Below are 19,606 nucleotides of genomic sequence, written 5' to 3'. Positions count from 1 at the left end.
AAACTACCAAGACTGCGTTATGAATAGCATGACTTTTTTTATTTGATTCTATCGACTATAGATCCTCAAATGGTCGTCCTTCGGAATGACCGTGGAGAAAAATTTAAACCGACAAGCAAGTGCCTCAGCTTTGCCGGGATTTGTTGTATATCCGCCTTGTCGATACTCATGCCCCCAGATCAGCCGGCGATGTTCGTCCTTTTAATTTCGCTATTGCCCCGAGTACTATTGGCTCACATGGTAGGCAATCAGAAGCTAGGTTGCTTGAAAGGCGGTGCGAGAATGAGTCGGCTATACCTGGGCAGCTTCCAGTTAATCGTTTAAAGACACCATTTTCGTGACGGATTCTAGACAGGATTTCGCGTAACCAAGGAATAAGTTGATTTTCGTGAGTTAGGCGAAAAATTAATCCTTGGAAAGATTCTTCCGCATCTTTTAGCTCACCATCATCGGCCGTGATTTTTTTTGGGCGGCGCATTATCTCCATAATATATGTTGGGCCGTCAGATTGCGTGAGTCGAGCGACTAGAACGCCTCGTAGCGATGGAATTGTTGGATCCAAGTAAGGGAATCGACGCGCAGTAGCTGTAGCGTCAGCATCTTCGTCGAATGGTTCTAGTGCAATCATTCCTGGTGTTGGGTCTGAACTAAATCCATCTTTGAAAGTGAACCATGACAATGCTTGAATCAAATCAGGCCGGGTAGTTTGCAACCGCAACATGGCCTCCCACATATCTCGCACCATCCCATGTGATTCAAAGACTGGCCTAGCATGAATTGATGCGTATCCCACTCCTTTTCCGCTACTATGTGTTTCACCACCAGATACTGTGGATGGCATGGGAGTATCACTTTTCGGCCCCGCAACTGTGGTTGCTTGTTCAGCTCTTACATCAATTACTGCACGGGACTCCCCAAGGATTTCGAAGTCTGGGTCTTGGATCTCCATTGCGCCTGCCTCATGGTCTGGTTCCAAGTCTCCGGTGAGATCAACAATGTCTGGATATTTTACGAGCACACGATCAGGCACTCCAGCCCAAGCTTCAGGGCTTCCTTCGGGTGCTGGTTTCTCCGCATCACGGCTATTCTCGCGCGAACGCAAAATGAGCAAGCCTTGCGGGTCGCTCATTCCAACAACTTGCAGTGCTAAGAATGATTTCCCATTATCAAAAGGGATGCCAGCTACGCTTAGCTCCGCTGGTCCTTCAAACCAAGGAGCCACCTTAATAAATGCAGGATACTTCTGTTGGGGATCATGCATTGCCTCAATTTGGGCGTATATACCCTTTGCTTCTCTCTGCGTGTACGGGTCGTATTTTGTATGTGCGAGAAAAACCACGTCCCCCTTTACTAATCGTTTGCGCAGGCGCACTTGCCATTTTCCAGGCTCATCCGGCGTATCGAGTGGGGCATAGAGTCTTTCCATAACACTGTCGGCCTGCCCCTGCCATCTATATGTCGCCAAAATGCGTTTGACTTCGCCAGACCGTCCGTAGCATCGAGAGAAAAACTCAACGCATGGGATTAGCAGCTTCCCGCCATTTGCCAAGTCAAACTCGATAAGCCAATTTTGGTCGTTTTCATATTGAAGTTTAAAGGTCTCAGGCTCAAAAGGCGGTGCCTGACGCATTCTTCTGGCATGCTCTAAAGATGTGAAACGCCATGCGCCTGCCGTGAAGTCGACCTGGAACCGGTCTTTCGTCCATTGAGTTTCGGCTTGGCAGACGTCTCCCTTCCAGACTGAACCGATACGTACTTGACCAAGGGCGGTGAGCGGAATTCGACGTGGGATCACCTCGTCAGAGACAATGCCCGCAACCAATCTTCTGAATATCACAAGCACGTGTGGTTGCGACGAGTCCATCCTATTCTTATAGAAACCGGAATACCACCATGCAATTAAAGTATCGTTCCCGGCCAACAAGGATTCCTTTAGCCGTATTGCTTTATTAACACGTTTGAATTTCTGTTTGAATTGAATCGCCATAGGTATGCGTCATGTTGGGCTTCCTGCGAACGTACATGCAGGTTGACTTGGATGACTATAGTTTTCCATAAGGCAATTATCGCAGCTATTTCAGAAATGTCGCATTTATTTCGGAAAGTCACACCACCGCCGCCAACCAGTGCCACGGCAGAGGCTGTATGGTGAGGTGCACGAAAAGGGCGCGATTTCCATTTATCGATAGAAAAACCCGAAGTCAGGGATTGTACTGCGGCTGATTCCAGCGCTTCCTGATCCGTCATTGACGGCAGTATTCCGGGGAAGCGGGCAGCCAGCATAGATTTCCCCGTTCCTGGCGGCCCTACCATGAGCACAGAATGATTTCCTGCTGCGGCAACTTCAAGCGCACGTTTTGCCTGTAACTGACCTTTGACTTCGGAAAAATCAGGATAGGTGCGACGTTGAATTTCAGCCTGCGGGCGATGCCGTTGCAGCTTGTTTTCTTCGTCAATGGCGGCGAAGTGAGCGCAAACCTGAAGCAATGAATCTGCCGGATAAATAGCCGCTTCCGTCACCAAAGCCGCCTCATCGGCATTCGCTCTGGGTAAAATAAATGCGGGTTTTGTATGTCCGTCAGCCGTACTTTTGCAGATCGCGAAGGTCATCGCCAGTGCGCCACGGATGGGCCGTAATTCACCGGACAGTGATAATTCACCGGCGAATTCGTATTGTGCGAGTGCATCTGCGGGTATCTGTCCGGATGCGGCCAGGATACCAAGGGCGATAGGCAAATCGAAACGACCGGATTCTTTTGGCAAATCTGCCGGCGCCAGATTGACAGTGATTCTTTTTGCCGGAAATTCAAAACGGGCATTTTGTAGTGCTGCCCTGACGCGGTCTTTGGACTCTTTTACTTCTGTTTCTGGGAGACCAACGATAGTAAAAGCAGGCAAACCGTTGGCCAGATGGACTTCCACCGTCACTTGCGGAGCGTCCATCCCATTGAGTGCGCGACTTTTAAGAACCGCCAGCGACATATCCGGAACGCCCTGTTATTCCGTTATCTGCGCTTCTAAAGCCGCGACACGCGCTTCCAGTGCTTCGAGCTTACTGCGCGTCTTGGCCAGTACTTGTGCCTGTATATCAAATTCTTCCCGGGTTACCAGATCCAGTTTAGAGAAACCCTGAGTCATGATGGCTTTGACGTTTTTTTCTATGTCTTTGGCAGGAGAGTTTTCCAGCGCCTGACTGATTTTTGCCTGTACATCACTGAAGAAATTTTGCTTATCCATCATATACCTGCCTGTATTTGTAAGTGAGTTTGCGATTGCACATTACTAGTGCGAAAAAAGTGCAGCCATAAAACACATTGCGCATCCCGCGTCAAAACGGTGCGAGATGGAGCGCCAGTATTTTATTTACCACTTCGCTATTAAACAGAAATCATAGCGTAAAGCCGCGGATGTGCCCACCAGCGTATTCATTTGATTGTATTCCTATACCTGATTGTTATACCTCTATGACTGCACTACAGGCGGGCTGTATGTGAAAAAGTACAGTTGGCACGACTTCTGCTAATAGTGAAGCGTTCGTAACTTTTCGAAGTTCATTTCCTGCATGGCCACGAACGATCTTCTGGCTTTGCGTACCGGTGGTTGATGAAGTGAGTTCAGTCCAGTTTCTTATACAAATCGATGTTTACTATATATAAACAAGGGGAAGCATAATGAAAAAATCAGTACTCGCCGCTGCAGTGACCGCAACATTGTTAAGCAGTTTCGCTTACGCAGATGAGCCAAAACCAGACAATGAATTGAGTTTTAACGTTGGTGTTGCCAGTGAATATCGTTATCGTGGTATCGCGCAGACACGTCTGGATCCAGCGTTACAAGGCGGCGCTGACTACACTCACAATCCTAGCGGCTTTTACGCTGGTACATGGTTATCGACCATTAAATGGGTAAAAGATGCCGGTGGCAGCGGTGATGTTGAGTGGGACATTTACGCCGGTAAGAAAGGCGAAATCACTAAAGATGTCAGCTACGACGCCGGTGTCCTGACCTACGTTTATCTTTCTAACGGTCTGGATAAGGTTCCGGGCTTTGTTGATGCGAACACGACTGAAATCTATGGACAGATCGGCACTGGCCCTGTGTACGCGAAGTATTCTCACTCCGTTACAAATCTGTTCGGCTTTGTGAATAGCAAAAACAGCGGCTACCTTGATCTGGGGGCAAACATTGAGTTACCGGATGCCTATACCCTGAACTTGCATGTCGGTCGCCAGATGATTAAAAATAATTCGGCGTCTTCGTATAACGACTGGAAAGTGGGCGTCACGAAAGAATTCTTTGGTGTGAATTTCAGTCTGGCCGCAGTCGGTACTAATGCTGACAAAAAACTGTATGTCACCCCAGCAGGCAAATTTACCGGTAAGACTACCCTGTTGTTGACCGCTGTAAAAACTTTCTGAAATGAGAGAACAACATGAAACTGATTACTGCCATTATTAAACCGTTTAAGCTCGACGAAGTCCGCGAAGCTTTATCAGAAATGGGTGTGCAAGGAATTACTGTGACTGAGGTGAAAGGTTTCGGCCGTCAGAAAGGGCATACCGAGTTGTATCGCGGTGCCGAGTATGTCGTCGATTTTCTGCCAAAAACAAAGATTGAAGCAGCCGTGGACGATGCGATTGTGGATCGTGCAATTGAAGCGATTGAAAGCGCTGCACGCACTGGAAAAATCGGTGACGGCAAGATTTTCGTCTATGACTTGCAACAGGTTGTGCGTATTCGTACCGGTGAAACCGGCAACGACGCACTCTGATCCGCACACTAGGGAGTTCATATGAAAAAAGTACTGAAGAGCATGCTGGTTGCGGGAGCATTTCTCGCTTCCATAGGAATGACAGCGGGTGCGTGGGCTGACGATGCACCAGCCAAAGCGGATGCCATTGCCGCATCTGCGGTCGCCACCAGTGCCTCGGCAGCAGCAGTGACGGAGGCTGCGGCTGCTTCGGTGGCGGCACCAACGGCAGCACCAGCCGCGGCGGTCGCTTCTGCGGCAGATGCCGCACCGGTGGCTGCTGCACCTGTGCCAAATAAAGGCGACACCGCATGGATGCTGGTTGCTACCTTGCTGGTGATTCTGATGACCTTGCCAGGTCTGGCATTGTTCTACGGTGGTCTGGTTCGTTCTAAAAACATGTTATCGATTTTGGTGCAGGTTTTCATGATCTTTGCCGTGATCATCGTTTTATGGTGCATCTATGGTTATTCGCTGACCTTTACCGAAGGCGGTAAGTTTATCGGCTCGTTCGACCGTCTGTTCCTGAAAGGTATCTGGGATCCTGCTAAGGCGACATTCTCCACTGCCGCAACATTCAGCAAAGGTGTGGTGATCCCTGAGTTTGTGTACGTCGCGTTCCAGGCAACTTTTGCAGCTATCACTTGCGCGCTGATCATTGGTGCATTTGCTGAACGTGCAAAATTCACTGCGGTATTGTTGTTCGTGGTGTTGTGGTTCACCTTCAGTTATCTGCCTGTCGCCCACATGGTCTGGTTCTGGACTGGCCCTGATGCGATTAAAGATGCAGCAACGCTGGCAACTGAAACTGCTAAAGCAGGTTTCCTGTTCCAGAAAGGTGCACTCGATTTTGCTGGCGGCACAGTGGTTCATATTAATGCCGCAGTAGCAGGTCTGGTCGGTGCTTTCCTGATTGGCAAACGTGTTGGTTACGGTAAGGAATCGATGGCGCCGCATTCTCTGACGATGACCATGATCGGTGCGTCTTTGTTGTGGGTGGGCTGGTTTGGTTTCAATGCTGGTTCAGCATTGGAAGCTGGCGATATCGCAGCGCTGGCATTCATCAATACCTTACTGGCAACCGCAGCAGCGACAGTATCCTGGGTCTTTGGTGAATGGATGTCTAAAGGCAAGCCATCCATGCTGGGCGGCGCATCCGGTGCAGTTGCGGGTCTGGTTGCTATTACACCAGCATGTGGCTTTGTCGGACCGATGGGTGCATTAATTATTGGTTTGCTGGCAGGTATTGTCTGCTTGTGGGGCGTGAATGGCCTGAAACGTCTGATCGGTGCGGATGATTCTCTGGATGTCTTCGGTGTACACGGCGTTGGCGGTATTCTCGGTGCTCTGCTGACTGGCGTCTTTGCTTCGCCATCCTTAGGCGGTCAGGGTATTTTTGATTACGTCGCTAACAAAATGTCTGCTGATCCTTACTCCATTATCGATCAGGTAACGACACAGGCAACAGCGGTCGGCGTCACAATTCTGTGGTCGGCTGTGGTTTCCGTGATCGCGTACAAACTGGTTGATCTGGTAGTTGGTTTGCGTGTCCCTGAAGATGAAGAACGTGAAGGTCTCGATATCACCAGCCATGGTGAGTCTGCCTACCACTCTTAATACAGGAATGAAATTGTTGTAGTAAAGCTAGTATCCTCAGTGCATGAAACAGAGCGCATGCGACTGATTTACAAGCGGTTTGGCCACACAGCCAGACCGCTTTTTTTTTGCTTGCAAGAGACAGTGAATGACGAATTGGAAGCGAAAAGAAACACCGGCAAATGTGCCGGTGTTTTTGATTCGAATGAAGTCTGTATTTTATTTTGCTTCAGCAGGACGAACGTAAGTCCACAGGCGGGCAAGGTCAGCGGCGCCATCTGTACCCTGAATGGATTTGAACACTTCCAAAGCTTTATCGCGATTGCCTGATTGTAAGTAAGCCATACCGAGGTGAAGTTTTGCTTCTTCCATCGATTTCAGACCACCCTTGGCAATTCCTTGCTCCATCAGTGCAATGCCTTTTTCTGCCTGTGCATTGATGACGTAGTTGTAACCAATGTTCACCAGACCTGTGCCTGTTTTGGCATTTTTAGCAGAAGTCTCACCAGCATCCAGCGTTTTAATATCTTCCGCCGCTTGCTTGTACACGCGATCACGCAATTGCTTATGTTTAGCCGCTTCTTTTCCTGTTCCCAGCAAACCAGAGGCGTAGCCTGCGTCTATCGTCGTTTTTGCTTCTGCCGGCAAACCGGCGAGTAAGGCCAACTCGGCCATTTCTACATATTGTCCGGCATCATCGATATTTTTTGTGACCAACAGCAGGCGGTACAAGTCCAGACGCAGACGGTCAGAAAAACCGGGTTTGTGTTCAGTGCGGTAAATCAGATCACCCCAGTATTCTCTGGTCGGATAATGCTGAACCACGCGCTCTAATACCGCGGCGTAACCAGCGTTGTCTTTCAGTTGCTGATAGCTGCTGGCCAGCAAACGCAAATTTTCTTCTGAAGGAATGCGTTTCGCACTTTCATCTTCGGCCAGCATGATGTTCAGTTGCTTGATGGCGCTGTTGAAATCATTTTTCAGGTAGTAGCCGCGGGCAACCATATTTTTGACCTGAGCATTGCTGTTATCTTTTTCCAGATAGCGTTTTGCCCACAGGATGGCCTGATCATATTTTTTCTCGTTGTAATACGTACCGGCAAGGCCTTCGATCAGCCGCAGTTTTTCAGCATCTTTCAGAAATTCTGAACTGACCATGCCTTCAAATGCTGTCGCCAGCTGATCGGTATTGTTGGTACCGGAAGCAATGACTGCGTTCAGGCGATGCAGAGCAAAGGTTTCATAGGCAGTTTTGTTCTCAAAGGCATTGAGTTCATTCACTTTATCCTGTGCTTCTTTGTACTGCTTTTTCTCAAGTAATTCCTGAATTTCAGTTAATGGCCTAACCATTTCTTTACGAACAACAGACTTTTTGGCCAGTTCCGCAGCTTTGTCGGCTGCTTCATCTGCATGCGCTACGCCAGCGGTGACTGGGGCAATGCCTGTGCCGAGTGCTGCAAACATCATCGCAGCGAACAGAAAAGAGATTTTTTTCATGAAATATCCGGTAAAAAATGAACATGACCGCATGGACACGGTTATTACTTAGCATCACATTCAGCCATTCATTTTGTCTGGCTGTGTATGGGGCGAACAGCGAATTATAACTGAGCCCGTGACTGCGTTCACCACTTGCAGCCGGTATCGACAACAGTGCTGACTGCTAGTGGGATGACCGCCAGCAAACCTATACCTGAATAGGCTTTCAGACAGTCTTTACGCTCAGCTTTTTTGGTGCCATCGGCCAGTTTCTGTTCAAAACCCTCGTCACGCCGATGACTTTGCTGGATTTTTTCTATGGTTCCGGGCTGGCGCTGTTTATCGATCGCCAATGCCGATCGCTTCAAATCGTCCAGATTCAGGCGCGGCTCTTCTGGGCTGTTGACGGCTGGCGTGATGACGCTAGCATTACTCTCCGCGACAGGATTCAACGTGATCGCGTTGGCCTTTTCGGGCTTGTTATTGAGCGGTGTGGGATTGTTGCGTTTCGGTGTTGTCGGCAGATTTTTTTCTGGCGGCACTAAACTTACTTCGGGAATGCGCGGCGTTTGTATATCAATCAATTGCAGATAGCGCATTTCGTTTGCTTCGGTGCGCACTCTTATCCAGTGCTGATTCTGCCAGCCGAGCCACAAGACGCCATGTACAAATAACATCAGCACCAACGCTACTGTGCGGCGGGTGAAGCTCAGGGGTTTGTGCAGCTGAAATTGCATGGCATTTCCTGTTGCATTGAACATGGCACTCAGACCAACGGTTTTTAATAAAAGTTCAACAGCCTCATATACTGGGAGGGAGTATCTATAAAATCATCCCTGAAGTCTAATTAAAATAAGGGGAATTCACTGTTCATTGGAGATACTCCCCCATTTTTAAGATGGCCGATGTTGCACCAGTATCCAGGGTTTGACCACTACCGTCCATAATTCCAGTTCATTTTCCAGCCAGACTTTGGCCTGCTCATCGCTGACTTTATACAAGCGGCCTGTACTCAGTAATGACTGAATTTCTGCTGCATTATCGTTTGCCATGTGCAGTGCAATTTCGACCAGATCGAGATCCGGTGCAATGGCAAGCACATTACCGGAGGCAAAATGTTTGAGCAGTTCGCTCCAGGGAAAAAGCGCTGTTTCCTGATTGATTTTCGTGCGCAGAGGGTCGGTAGTAGAAGACATAAGAATGGAGAACGGTAAAAATTATTGAGAAATGCGGTCCAGAAATGCGATTCAAAAGTACGGTTCAGCTCGTCGGTCATGATACCTAAAGCATCGTTGCGCTGGCATCGTCGTCCGGCTGATCATATCAGGAGGAGATTTGAACCTGGCCTTTCAGCATTTCGGTCAGCTCATCGATAAACGAGGTAATCTGTTTTTCTTTCATGCTGAGCTGCATCTGGGTGGATTCGGTGTAGCTTACTGCTATCACTTGCGCCTGATATTTTTCAATCAAGCGCCTGACCTGAGATTCATCTGCAAATGCAATGCTGAACATGATATCCGCCATCGTTTCGACGGCGATCAACTGGGCAGTTTTAAACGCATCGGAAATGGCCTGCCCATAGGCGCGGGTCAATCCGCCTGCGCCTAATTTGGTGCCGCCCCAGTAACGGACAACCACCGCAAGAACGTTGGTCACATCTTTGTGTACCAATACGTTGTACATCGGTTTGGCGGCCGTACCCGATGGTTCGCCATCGTCATCCAGACCTGAGTCGCCTGTACAAACCAGGGCCCAGCAGACATGCACGGCACCCGGATGCTGCGCACGGATATCCGCCAGACGGGCGCGCGCCTCAGCACGGGTGTGCAGTGGATACAACTGGCCCAGAAAGCGGCTTTTTTTTATTTCTATCTCCGCGAAAGCGGGTGCTGCCAGTTGGTACATGGAATTGACGAAGAAAATGAAGACAGAAACTGCAGGCAGAAGTTACATCAGACAGCAGCTTTTGTCAGTGCTTACTATGCGTAGAAGCGCAGCAGAGATAAGCTGTTTTCGTTTATTGAATCACAAAATTAACAAAGAAAATATCTGTTACGCCATCATGTTCTTTGACGTCGAGTACACGATTAATTCTTTCTTTTATTTCATCGATCAGCTCATTTTTACCTTCAGCAGTTTGAATCTGTGTCGATTCTTTTCCACTGAGTAACATGATCAACGAATGACGCACGACTGGCATCATTAATTTAACTTTGTCAGCGATTTCAGGTTTCGCTAACTGCAGAGTAATGCCGATTTGCAGATAACGGTCAAAGCTCGACAGATTGACGATGATAGGTTCCAGTGCAGCGGTTGGGGCGCCGGCAGACGCACTGGCTTCCTTGCCGCCGGAATTGGCTATCGCATGACCGGATAACAGCGTGAAAATACAAAAAATGCTGGTGAAAATCGCTTTTGATAAAGAAATGGAGCGTCTGCTATTGGTCATAATGAAATTCCGGAAATCTTGTTTTTATAAGAGGACAGCAATGCGGTGTCTGCTGTCCTCTGGTGCTGTTACACCGTCAGTGGTTTGTAGCGAATACGCTTAGGTTTGGCACCTTCTTCACCCAGACGTTTTTTCTTGTCGGCTTCATATTCCTGGTAGTTGCCATCGAAGAACGTGACTTGCGAGTTACCTTCAAATGCCAGGATGTGTGTAGCGATACGATCGAGGAACCAGCGGTCATGCGAGATCACCATCACGCTGCCAGCAAATTCCAGCAAGGCGTCTTCTAAAGCACGCAGGGTTTCCACGTCCAGATCATTCGATGGTTCATCCAGCAACAAGACATTACCGCCTTGCAGCAGAGTTTTCGCCAGATGCAGACGACCACGCTCACCACCGGACAAATTACCGACGATTTTTTGCTGATCACCACCTTTAAAATTGAAACGACCAAGATACGCGCGCGATGGCATTTCAAAACGGCCAACCGTCAGAATATCGGCACCATTGGCGACGTCTTCAAACACGGTTTTGGTATTGCCGAGATCTTCGCGTGACTGATCAACCAGCGAGATTTTGGCAGTCTGACCGAGCACCACTTCGCCGCTGTCTGGTTGTTCCAGCCCTTTGATCATTTTAAACAGCGTCGATTTACCGGCGCCGTTAGGGCCGATGATACCGACGATTGCGCCAGGTGGAATTCTGAAGCTCAGATTGTCGATCAGCAGACGGTCACCGAAAGCTTTCGAGACATTCTTGAACTCGATGACTTCATTTCCCAGACGCTCAGCGACAGGGATAAATATCTCCTGGGTTTCATTGCGTTTCTGGTATTCGTGTTCGCTCATTTCGTTGAAGCGGGCCAGACGTGCCTTGCTCTTGGCCTGACGTGCTTTCGGATTCTGACGTGACCATTCCAGCTCTTTCTGCAGTGCTTTCTGGCGTGCCGATTCGGTCGCTTCTTCCTGTTTCAGACGGGCTTGCTTCTGATCCAGCCAGGAAGAGTAATTGCCTTTCCATGGAATACCGGCACCACGATCCAGCTCCAATATCCATTCCGCAGCGTTATCAAGGAAGTAGCGGTCATGCGTGATTGCCACCACGGTGCCGGGGAAGCGCAACAGGAATTGCTCCAGCCAGTCAACAGATTCTGCATCCAGATGGTTGGTTGGTTCATCAAGCAGCAACATGTCGGGTTTTGACAACAGTAAACGACATAAAGCAACGCGGCGTTTTTCACCGCCTGACAGCACGCCGATTTTGGCATCCCACGGCGGCAGACGCAGTGCATCCGCGGCCATTTCCAGTTGCAGTTCAACATTGTCGCCTGCAGAAGCCGAGATGATGGCTTCCAGGCGCGCCTGTTCTTCCGCTAAAGCATCGAAATCGGCATTTTCTTCAGCGTAAGCTGCATACACTTCTTCCAGCTTTGCTTTTGCTTCAAATACCTCGCCGAGTGCAGATTCGACCGCCTCACGTACGGTTTGCTCAGGATCGAGCTGTGGCTCCTGTGGCAAATAACCGATGTTCAGGTTAGGCATCGGTACGGCTTCGCCCTGAATGTCTTTATCAATCCCCGCCATGATTTTCAGCAGCGAGGATTTACCTGAACCATTCAGACCAAGCACGCCAATTTTGGCGCCAGGAAAGAAGGAAAGTGAAATATCTTTCAGGATTTGACGTTTCGGCGGAACGATTTTTCCGACACGATTCATGGTGTAAACGTAATTAGCCATTATTTCTTTGTTGTTAAATGTAGACAATGCCCGCAAGGATACCTCATGCGCGCCGAGACAAACGTATTTTGCCAAATTTCACATAAATTTGTGCCTCGCATCAAATTTGATTTAGCGCAAATTGCAAGGCGTATCGCAGAACTACACTTCATCCATCAACTTAGACAACCGAGGAAAACAAAATGAAAAAGATCGTTATCGCTCTCTCTTTAGCTGCAATGGGTTTAACAGCAACGCAAGCTATGGCTCAACAAAGCCCATGGCAAGTACGTGCCCGCGCAGTGAACATCAGCCCAGATAATAAATCTGATGCTATCGCTGCTTTGGGAGTTCCCGCAGATGCTATCCACGTCAGCAACAAAACTATTGCTGAAGTCGATATCACTTACTTCGTTACACCAAACTGGTCTGCAGAGCTGATCCTGACTTACCCACAAAAGCATGATGTGACATTGAATGGTACTAACATCGGTACATTTAAACATCTGCCACCAACACTGACAGCGCAATACCACTTCGCTCCTGACGCACAAGTAAGCCCATATCTGGGTGCTGGTGTGAATTACACACGTATTTCTGACGTGAATCTGTTAAAAGGTACTGCTGATCTGGACAGCAACAGCTTTGGTTTCGCGATTCAAGCTGGTGTTGATTTCAAACTGGATAAAAACTGGTCTCTGAATCTGGATGTGAAAAAAGTACAGATTCGTAGCGACGTTACTTCGGGTGGCGCAAAAATCAGTAATGTTAAGGTTGATCCATGGTTGGTAGGCGTAGGTGTAGGCTATCGCTTCTAAGCAACAGCAAGTTTATCTTGTTAAAAAAAGCCGGTCGGTCGACCGGCTTTTTTATTTGCTGACGTTTTGTTCGTAGTGTCTGGGGTTTCAGACATGCTTTGCTGGTTCGCGGACAAGCTGCTCATGCGCAGACCAGAAGTGGTGCTGACAGATCTATCGATATCTATGCATGGATTTCGCAGCAATTGTGTTGCCCGCATACGTGGAAAATCAACCCGGCCTATAATCAGCGCGCTTGATCAGCTTTGATTTTATGTGACTTTTGTCAGCCATTAACGGAGAACCCCACCATGACGATTTCTATGTATGCAGCATCAGTGCCCGTATTCACCCAAATGCTGGACAGTATCAGCGAAGTTTTAAAGAAAGCCGAAGAGCACGCGGTAGAAAAAAATATCGCGCCGGAAATTTTATTGCAAGCACGTTTATTTCCTGACATGTTCGCGCTGATACGTCAGGTGCAGATTGCTGCTGATTTTGCGAAAGGCGTTGCGGGTCGTCTGGCAGAGAGCGAATTGCCTGCGTATGAAGACAATGAGCAGACTTTCGCCGATTTGCAGACACGGATCGCGAAAACTAAAGCATTTATTAGTTCTTTAGATGCGGCGAAATTTGCCGATAGCGAAGAGCGTGAAATTATTTTGCGTCCTGGTACGCCTAAAGAAAAAAAACTGAACGGCCAAACTTATTTGCTGCAATACGGTTTGCCGCAGTTCTTTTTTCACGTCACAACGACTTATGCGATTTTGCGTCATAACGGTGTCGCGCTAGGTAAAAAGGACTTCATGGGCACTTATTAATTAAGCAGTAAGTTGAATTTCAACAACACGCAGGTCTGATGACGAGGTTAAGCGCAGACCGGTGTTGTTTTTTTCCAAAGCTGAAAGTTCATGACACCCATACGCATTGGTGGACGGCAAACATGTTGCCAACATTCTTTATGCGGTCTGGCAGAACCATGCTACGCATTTTGGATAACAATTTTTGCGCATTTCGTGGCGATGCTAGTCTTAAAATTTCCGCAGTCAGTTTTACAAATAGCTGATCTTCTGCGTTGTGCCAACTGCAAGAATAAATTTCTCTACACTGATTTTTGATAACAGAGTAAGCGCTCTATCGACACGCATGCAGTTCATAGTATGCTGCACAAATACGGTATTTTTTTAATTGCGTCTTTGGAATATAGCAGTGGCGTAGAAGAGTGAACGAGAACAGATCGCGCCACCGCACATCGCTTTTCCCTACTTTTGTTGTTTAGCCTGAATCTGATATGAGTCATTCGTCTCTGCGCCGCCAACTTGTGATTCCGATTACCTTATTGGTGATCGGTGTTTCGGCTGCGATCGGCTGGGTATCCATGAAGGCAGGTACAGATGCGGTGCATACGCTTACGCAACGTATGCTGGTTGATATGGTCAATCGCATCAACCTCTCTACTGAAAGACATATAGAGGGTGCATTGATAGCACTGGAATCGGTGGCACCCAGTGCGGATCGTATGCCGAAAGAACATGTATTTTCCACGGATATGCATACCTTGGAAGACAAGTTCTGGGCCGCCAGCGGCTTGTTTATGGATGTGAATAATTACGTCTATTTTGGTGGCAAAGACGGGCGTTTTGTCGGTGTCTATCGTATCTCCAAGCGGGATGTCCAGTTATTCTGGCGCGAACCGGAAGCCAGCCGCCGGGACGTCTATCATGTGACGGGTATCGGTGACCGTTCGGAACTGATACGCAGCGATGAATTTGATCCCCGCAAGAGACCCTGGTATCAGACGGCGATGCGTTCTGAAAAACCAGTGTGGTCCAAGATTTACAACAATTTTTCGTTTAATTTCCCGACAATAACGCTGGCGAAGGCTGTATTCCAGAAAAATCATGAGTTTGCAGGCGTGTTGGCGACTGATATGACTCTGATGGAGCTATCGAATTTTTTACGAAAGCTGGAAATCAGCAAAAACAGCGTTGCCTACATTGTTGACGCAGATGGTTATATCGTTGCGACTTCGGGCGAGGAGGTGCCACAGCGTACCGTCAATGGCGTACCCGAACGCATGCGTGCGGTCGATATGAAGACGGCGTTGATCAGAGACACTTTCTCGAATATTGGTAAGTCAAAAACGGTGGAGCCCGAGGTATTGGCTATGGACCTCAGCGGTGGCGCAGTGGATGTCGCAATATCTCCACTTGGCGTCAGACAAGGATTGAACTGGCAGACGATTGTGGCGGTGCCACGCGCCGATTTCATGCGCGAAATTAATAAAGGGTTTATGCAAAGTGTTGTGATTGCTATCGCATGTATTATTTTTGCGCTGACGATAGGGCTAACAATTGTTGAACGAGTGGTTCGAGATATACGAAAACTCACCGCAGCGGCAGAAAAATTCGGTAATGGCGAACCTATGCCTAAGCTACATATCCGTCGTCAGGATGAGATAGGGATACTGACGCAGACCTTTGTTGACATGGAAAAAAAGCTGCGATTTGACAAACTGACGCAAGTCGCCAATCGCGAATCATTATTTGCAAAAATCACTTACCTGCAAAAAAACTCGAAAGAAAACCCGGACGAGGAAAACGGCTTTACTTTACTGTTCGTTGATCTCGATCGTTTTAAACAGGTTAACGATAGCCATGGTCATGATGCTGGCGATCAGGTGCTGATGATTACCGCTGCACGACTTTTGTCCGCGATCCGCGATACCGATGATGTTGCCCGTTATGGCGGTGATGAATTTGTATTGCTGTTGAGAGACACCAAAAATTCTATTGATATTCATAACATGGTGGAGAAAATTTCTTCTCTGGTTGAAGAGCCTATCGCGTTGGATAATGCGGTCGTCGAAATTGGCGCATCAATAGGCTGGGCCTGTTTCCCCGAGGATGGTGATGAGTATGTGCAACTGATCAAGATTGCCGATAGCCGTATGTACAATTCCAAGCGCGACCGCAAGTCAGGACAGTTGATTCATATCGTCTGACGTGGTTGCTGGATCAGCAGCCGTGGCTGTAACTCGCTGGTCGGCATGGGATTGATGACGTGATAGCTTTGCTCTTGATCGCATCCCAGTTCTATATATAAGTTCGCCACTTCCACATTTTCTATGTCTTTGGCTGCAACTGCGCAGGGCTTCCGCCTAAGTTATAAGTAAGGAGCCCGCCATTTTTTCTGCTATTTGCTGGCCTGACGTGCCGTAGTCAGCAAAACCACGCTGCCGAGTATGACTGCCATCGCCAGTATGGCTTTGAAGGACAAATGTTCGCCGCCAAACAGTACGCCGAGAGCGACGGCGATGACAGGATTCACATACGCATAACTGGCAGCCAGTCCGGTGGATACTTTCGATAATAAATACATATACGCGGTGAATGCCAGTAAGGAACCTGCGATCACCAGATAGGCCCAGGCCGCCAGTGCTTCAACAGTGACTGGCCCTGTCATGCTTTCCCCTTTCAACAGACTGACGATCACCAGAAACAAACCGCCGATCAGCATTTCACTCGCAAAGCCCATACCGCCAGCCGCCATTTTGAGTTTTTTCTGCGACAGGATAGAGCCGACATCCCAGCACAATATCGCACCAAGCAGGAACAGTACACCGATAGGTTTCGCGGCGAAATCACCATCGGACGCCAGCAACATGGCGCCAATGAACCCAGCGAATATCCCTATCCATTCGCGCCGTTTCGGCCAGTCGCCGAACAGTCCAGACAAACCCGATAAAATCATCGGAGAGCAGGCGATAAATACCGCAGTCAGCCCGGAAGACACATATTGCTGCGCACAGGCGGTCAGACCTGTGCCGCCGCCCAGCATTAATATGCCGACGATGCCACCGTCACGCCACTCGCTGAGTGTCGGATTCGCTGCGCCACGCCATTTTTGCCAGGCAAATAAAATCGCGCCAGCGACCAGAAAGCGCGTGCCTATCATCATGAACGGTGGAAACGCTTGCAAGGCAACTTGGATGGCGAAATAGGTAGAGCCCCAGACAACATAGACGGTCAGCAGGGCAGTTAAAACGGAACGGGGCAGGTGGCGCATGCAAATAGACGAGAATGAGGAGAAAGAGCTGAATGTGGAATAGTGTAGGGAACTCTGCCTTGTTTTTAAATGGATAGTTCAAGGTAAATCAGGTACATTTCTTTTAAATTAATTAAAAAAAGACGATTTCACCATGAAGATTGAATTAGACATGATGGACGCCCGTATCTTAGATATTTTGCAGGCAGATGCCAGGGTGACGCTGGCCGAAATTGGCCGTCGCATACATCTGAGTCAGCCAGCAGTGGCGGAGCGCATCAAGCGCATGGAAGCCGCCAAGGTGATTACCGGCTACCACGCACACGTCAATCCGGAAGCCTTAGGTTATGGCATCACCGCATTTGTACGGATAGCAAGTCGTTCCAGTGACATGCCCGTCGTCAAAATTGCTGAGCAGGTACCAGAAGTGGTCGAATGTCACGCTATTACTGGTGAAGATTGCGTGATCGTTAAAGTAGTCGCTTCATCTGTCCGCGAATTGGAACGGGTCATTGCCAGCCTTGCCCGCTGTGGCGTGACATCGACTTCACTGATTTTGTCTTCATCAATCGAGCGGCGTGCGATCAAACCCGTGGAGTAAATATGGAACTGCGCCAGTTACGTTATTTCATCGCGATTGTGGATCATGGTTCCTTGTCACGTGCGGCGAAAGTGCTGCATATCGTACAGCCTGCATTGACACAACAATTACAACATCTCGAAGAAGAATTGGGTGCCACCTTGCTGCATCGGTCAGCGCAGGGTATGCAGGCGACCGATGCCGGCAAGCTGTTTTATGAACATGCGCAAGCCATACTGAAACAGGTTAGTGACGCCAAATCAGCTGTCACCCAATCAACCGACAAGCCCAGTGGTACTGTGGCGCTTGGCATACCGCAAAGCGTTTCCGGAGCGCTCGCTTTCCCATTGTTAACGGCGGTGCGTGCGGCGTTTCCGGATATCGTATTTCAGCTCACAGAAGAGCTGACCGGCAATCTGACCGAGCAGTTGAAATCAGGCCGCCTGAATCTCGCTATTCTGTTTAATGATGGACAACTGCAAAATCATTTCGCATGCACACCGTTGGTCGAAGAAGAAATGATGTATATCACCCGCGCCGATTCGCAGTTTGCCTGTAAACGCAAAAGCATCAGTCTGAAAAAGGCATTGCAGACGCCGTTGATCCTGCCGAGTATTCAACATGGTGTGCGGCCAGGAATAGAAAAAGTGGCACGTGAACATGGGTTGGAAATCGAGCAGGTGATTGATATCACCTCAATTGCCATTCTGAAATCAGCATTGCTGGCCGACATGGGCGCGACCATTTTGCCGGTCGCACCGATGCTGGCGGAAATCGAACGCGGAGAGTTGCTGGCGTGGCCTGTCAGCGATGTGAAGTTATCGCGTACTGTGACGCTGTGTTCGTCGAAAAATATCCCGCTGACAAATGCGGCCATGGCCGTCGAAAAGCTGGTACTCGACGTTACCCGGCAACTTTGTCAGCACCGGGTCTGGCCACATACGCGCAGTCTGATGTCGTAAGCCCCGCCGTTGGTGTTCAGATCGCCGCTAAAGCCTGCGCCAGATCCGCTTGCAAATCAGCAGGATGCTCGATACCGACCGACAGGCGCAGTAAATTTTCACCTATGCCTCTTTCAATACGCAATGCTTCCGGTATTGCTGCATGTGTCATCGACCACGGATGGTTAATCAGACTTTCTACGCCGCCAAGACTTTCCGCCAGCGTAAATAATTTCAGTGCCGCGACGAAGCGTCGCAAGCCAGCGGTATCGGTGTTGAGTCTGATGGAGATGATGCCACTTTGCCCTTTGGGTAGCAGACGTTGCGCGAGTGCGTGCTGTGGATGCGAGGCGAGGCCGGGATAAATCACATCGCTGATTCCGCTTTGCTGTTGCAACCATCTTGCCAGTGTCAGCGCATTGCTGCTGTGTCTTTGCATGCGCAAAGCTAAGGTACGTAAGCCACGCAGCGCGAGAAAGCTGTCGAACGGTGCCAATACTGCGCCAACTGCATTTTGCAACCAGCGCAGCTTATCTGCCAGCGCCTGATCTTTGACGATGACAGCACCGCCGATCACGTCAGAATGTCCATTCAGATATTTAGTGATCGAATGCAGTACGATATCGGCACCGAATTCCAGTGGTTTCAACAGGTAAGGTGTGACGAAGGTCGCATCAACAACCGTCAACGCGCCAACGCCGCGCGCGATTTCCGTGATGGCAGCGATATCCGGAAATTTCAGCAACGGATTGGTCGGCACTTCCAGCCAGACCAGTTTTGTGGCAGGTGTGATTGCTGATCGCAAAGCGGTCAGATCATCGGGCGCGACATAGCGTACTTTTAAACCAGCACTACGTGCTTTGACCTGTTCAAATAAGCGCCATGCACCGCCGTATAAATCGTCCACTGCAACGATTTCGCTGCCTGCTTCTAGTAATTCCAGTACTGTCGTCATAGCTCCCAGACCGGAAGCGAAGGCGAAACCGGCAGTGCCGCCTTCCAATTCTGCCAGCGCCCGCTCGAAAGCCTGACGACTGGGATTGCCGCTGCGCCCATATTCAAAGCCACTGTGCTCGCCCGGAGCGCGTTGCGCGTAGGTGGAGCTCAGATAAATTGGTGGCATGACCGCGCCAGTGCTATCTGGCTGGTAGCCTGCGTGTACGCTCAGGGTATCGGGGTGAGACATGTTTATTTCCTAAAAATGAATGAAGACTGTCAGATGGCGGTACGTCGCGGTGCCAGTTGGTTTTCG

At 49.1% G+C, this 19,606-nt stretch carries 18 protein-coding genes and 1 pseudogene; 8 read left to right on the top strand and 11 right to left on the bottom strand.

Annotation, left to right across the window (positions count from 1 at the left end; translation table 11 throughout):
* Positions 1 to 166: 166 nt before the first annotated feature.
* From H8K38_RS06215 to H8K38_RS06205, 3 genes and pseudogenes are all read right to left on the bottom strand, one after another.
* Complete coding sequence (locus tag H8K38_RS06215; RefSeq protein WP_186883933.1) at positions 167 to 1,987, bottom strand: hypothetical protein; 1,821 nt, start codon at positions 1,985 to 1,987, stop codon at positions 167 to 169.
* A 122-nt stretch (positions 1,988 to 2,109) separates the two neighbouring features.
* A pseudogene (locus H8K38_RS06210) lies at positions 2,110 to 2,982 on the bottom strand (YifB family Mg chelatase-like AAA ATPase); the annotation flags it as partial.
* A gap of 15 nt (positions 2,983 to 2,997) precedes the next feature.
* Positions 2,998 to 3,237: an accessory factor UbiK family protein gene (locus tag H8K38_RS06205; RefSeq protein ID WP_186884197.1), complete on the bottom strand. Its 240-nt coding sequence runs from the start codon at positions 3,235 to 3,237 to the stop codon at positions 2,998 to 3,000.
* 434 nt (positions 3,238 to 3,671) lie between these two features.
* Between H8K38_RS06205 and H8K38_RS06200 the strand changes: the two genes are divergently transcribed.
* Genes H8K38_RS06200 through H8K38_RS06190 form a run of 3 tightly spaced genes read left to right on the top strand, consistent with a single transcriptional unit; the run spans position 3,672 to position 6,367 of the window.
* On the top strand, positions 3,672 to 4,418 hold the full coding sequence (locus tag H8K38_RS06200; protein ID WP_186883932.1) for a TorF family putative porin: 747 nt from the start codon (positions 3,672 to 3,674) through the stop codon (positions 4,416 to 4,418).
* Between the two features lie 14 nt (positions 4,419 to 4,432).
* Positions 4,433 to 4,771, top strand: coding sequence for a P-II family nitrogen regulator (locus H8K38_RS06195; RefSeq protein WP_186883931.1), 339 nt, complete (start codon positions 4,433 to 4,435; stop codon positions 4,769 to 4,771).
* Between the two features lie 21 nt (positions 4,772 to 4,792).
* Positions 4,793 to 6,367 carry an ammonium transporter gene (locus H8K38_RS06190; protein WP_186883930.1) on the top strand — a complete coding sequence of 525 codons (1,575 nt, stop codon included), beginning with the start codon at positions 4,793 to 4,795 and terminating at the stop codon, positions 6,365 to 6,367.
* Positions 6,368 to 6,565: 198 nt separating this feature from the next.
* Here the strand turns inward: H8K38_RS06190 and H8K38_RS06185 are convergent, their stop codons facing one another.
* From H8K38_RS06185 to ettA, 6 genes are all read right to left on the bottom strand, one after another.
* On the bottom strand, positions 6,566 to 7,843 hold the full coding sequence (locus H8K38_RS06185) for a lipopolysaccharide assembly protein LapB (protein ID WP_186883929.1): 1,278 nt from the start codon (positions 7,841 to 7,843) through the stop codon (positions 6,566 to 6,568).
* A gap of 128 nt (positions 7,844 to 7,971) precedes the next feature.
* Positions 7,972 to 8,562: a hypothetical protein gene (locus H8K38_RS06180; protein WP_186883928.1), complete on the bottom strand. Its 591-nt coding sequence runs from the start codon at positions 8,560 to 8,562 to the stop codon at positions 7,972 to 7,974.
* Positions 8,563 to 8,718: 156 nt separating this feature from the next.
* The gene (locus H8K38_RS06175; RefSeq protein WP_186883927.1) at positions 8,719 to 9,021 is read right to left on the bottom strand and encodes a DUF2288 domain-containing protein; all 303 of its coding nucleotides are present in this window, start codon (positions 9,019 to 9,021) and stop codon (positions 8,719 to 8,721) included.
* A gap of 127 nt (positions 9,022 to 9,148) precedes the next feature.
* A complete protein-coding gene (locus H8K38_RS06170; protein ID WP_186883926.1) occupies positions 9,149 to 9,730 on the bottom strand; it encodes a YigZ family protein in 582 nt (193 codons plus the stop codon).
* Between the two features lie 112 nt (positions 9,731 to 9,842).
* Positions 9,843 to 10,274 carry a flagellar basal body-associated protein FliL gene (fliL, locus tag H8K38_RS06165; protein ID WP_186883925.1) on the bottom strand — a complete coding sequence of 144 codons (432 nt, stop codon included), beginning with the start codon at positions 10,272 to 10,274 and terminating at the stop codon, positions 9,843 to 9,845.
* 68 nt (positions 10,275 to 10,342) lie between these two features.
* Complete coding sequence (gene ettA / locus H8K38_RS06160) at positions 10,343 to 12,010, bottom strand: energy-dependent translational throttle protein EttA (protein WP_186883924.1); 1,668 nt, start codon at positions 12,008 to 12,010, stop codon at positions 10,343 to 10,345.
* A 182-nt stretch (positions 12,011 to 12,192) separates the two neighbouring features.
* Here ettA and H8K38_RS06155 point away from each other — a divergent pair, with 182 nt between their 5' ends.
* The 3 genes from H8K38_RS06155 (at position 12,193) to H8K38_RS06145 (ending at position 15,790) form a co-directional block, all read left to right on the top strand.
* Positions 12,193 to 12,807, top strand: coding sequence for an OmpW family protein (locus H8K38_RS06155; protein ID WP_186883923.1), 615 nt, complete (start codon positions 12,193 to 12,195; stop codon positions 12,805 to 12,807).
* A 290-nt stretch (positions 12,808 to 13,097) separates the two neighbouring features.
* Positions 13,098 to 13,607, top strand: a complete 510-nt coding sequence (locus H8K38_RS06150; RefSeq protein WP_186883922.1) for a DUF1993 family protein — start codon at positions 13,098 to 13,100, stop codon at positions 13,605 to 13,607.
* A 470-nt stretch (positions 13,608 to 14,077) separates the two neighbouring features.
* Positions 14,078 to 15,790 (top strand): sensor domain-containing diguanylate cyclase, encoded by a 1,713-nt coding sequence (locus H8K38_RS06145; RefSeq protein ID WP_186883921.1) that lies wholly within the window; start codon positions 14,078 to 14,080, stop codon positions 15,788 to 15,790.
* 191 nt (positions 15,791 to 15,981) lie between these two features.
* Here the strand turns inward: H8K38_RS06145 and yedA are convergent, their stop codons facing one another.
* Positions 15,982 to 16,854, bottom strand: a complete 873-nt coding sequence (yedA, locus tag H8K38_RS06140; protein ID WP_186883920.1) for a drug/metabolite exporter YedA — start codon at positions 16,852 to 16,854, stop codon at positions 15,982 to 15,984.
* A gap of 133 nt (positions 16,855 to 16,987) precedes the next feature.
* Here yedA and H8K38_RS06135 point away from each other — a divergent pair, with 133 nt between their 5' ends.
* Positions 16,988 to 17,434 carry an Lrp/AsnC family transcriptional regulator gene (locus H8K38_RS06135; RefSeq protein ID WP_186883919.1) on the top strand — a complete coding sequence of 149 codons (447 nt, stop codon included), beginning with the start codon at positions 16,988 to 16,990 and terminating at the stop codon, positions 17,432 to 17,434.
* A gap of 2 nt (positions 17,435 to 17,436) precedes the next feature.
* Positions 17,437 to 18,375, top strand: a complete 939-nt coding sequence (locus tag H8K38_RS06130) for a LysR substrate-binding domain-containing protein (RefSeq protein WP_186883918.1) — start codon at positions 17,437 to 17,439, stop codon at positions 18,373 to 18,375.
* Positions 18,376 to 18,391: 16 nt separating this feature from the next.
* Here H8K38_RS06130 and H8K38_RS06125 read toward each other — a convergent pair whose 3' ends face one another.
* Positions 18,392 to 19,540, bottom strand: coding sequence for a PLP-dependent aspartate aminotransferase family protein (locus tag H8K38_RS06125; protein ID WP_186883917.1), 1,149 nt, complete (start codon positions 19,538 to 19,540; stop codon positions 18,392 to 18,394).
* Between the last annotated feature and the right edge of the window lie 66 nt (positions 19,541 to 19,606).

This window comes from Undibacterium sp. FT79W, assembly GCF_014284215.1.
Classification (GTDB): Bacteria; Pseudomonadota; Gammaproteobacteria; order Burkholderiales; family Burkholderiaceae_D; genus Undibacterium; species Undibacterium aquatile.
The sequence above is the reverse complement of the archived record's forward strand: the minus strand, read 5'-3'. Positions and strand labels throughout refer to the sequence as shown.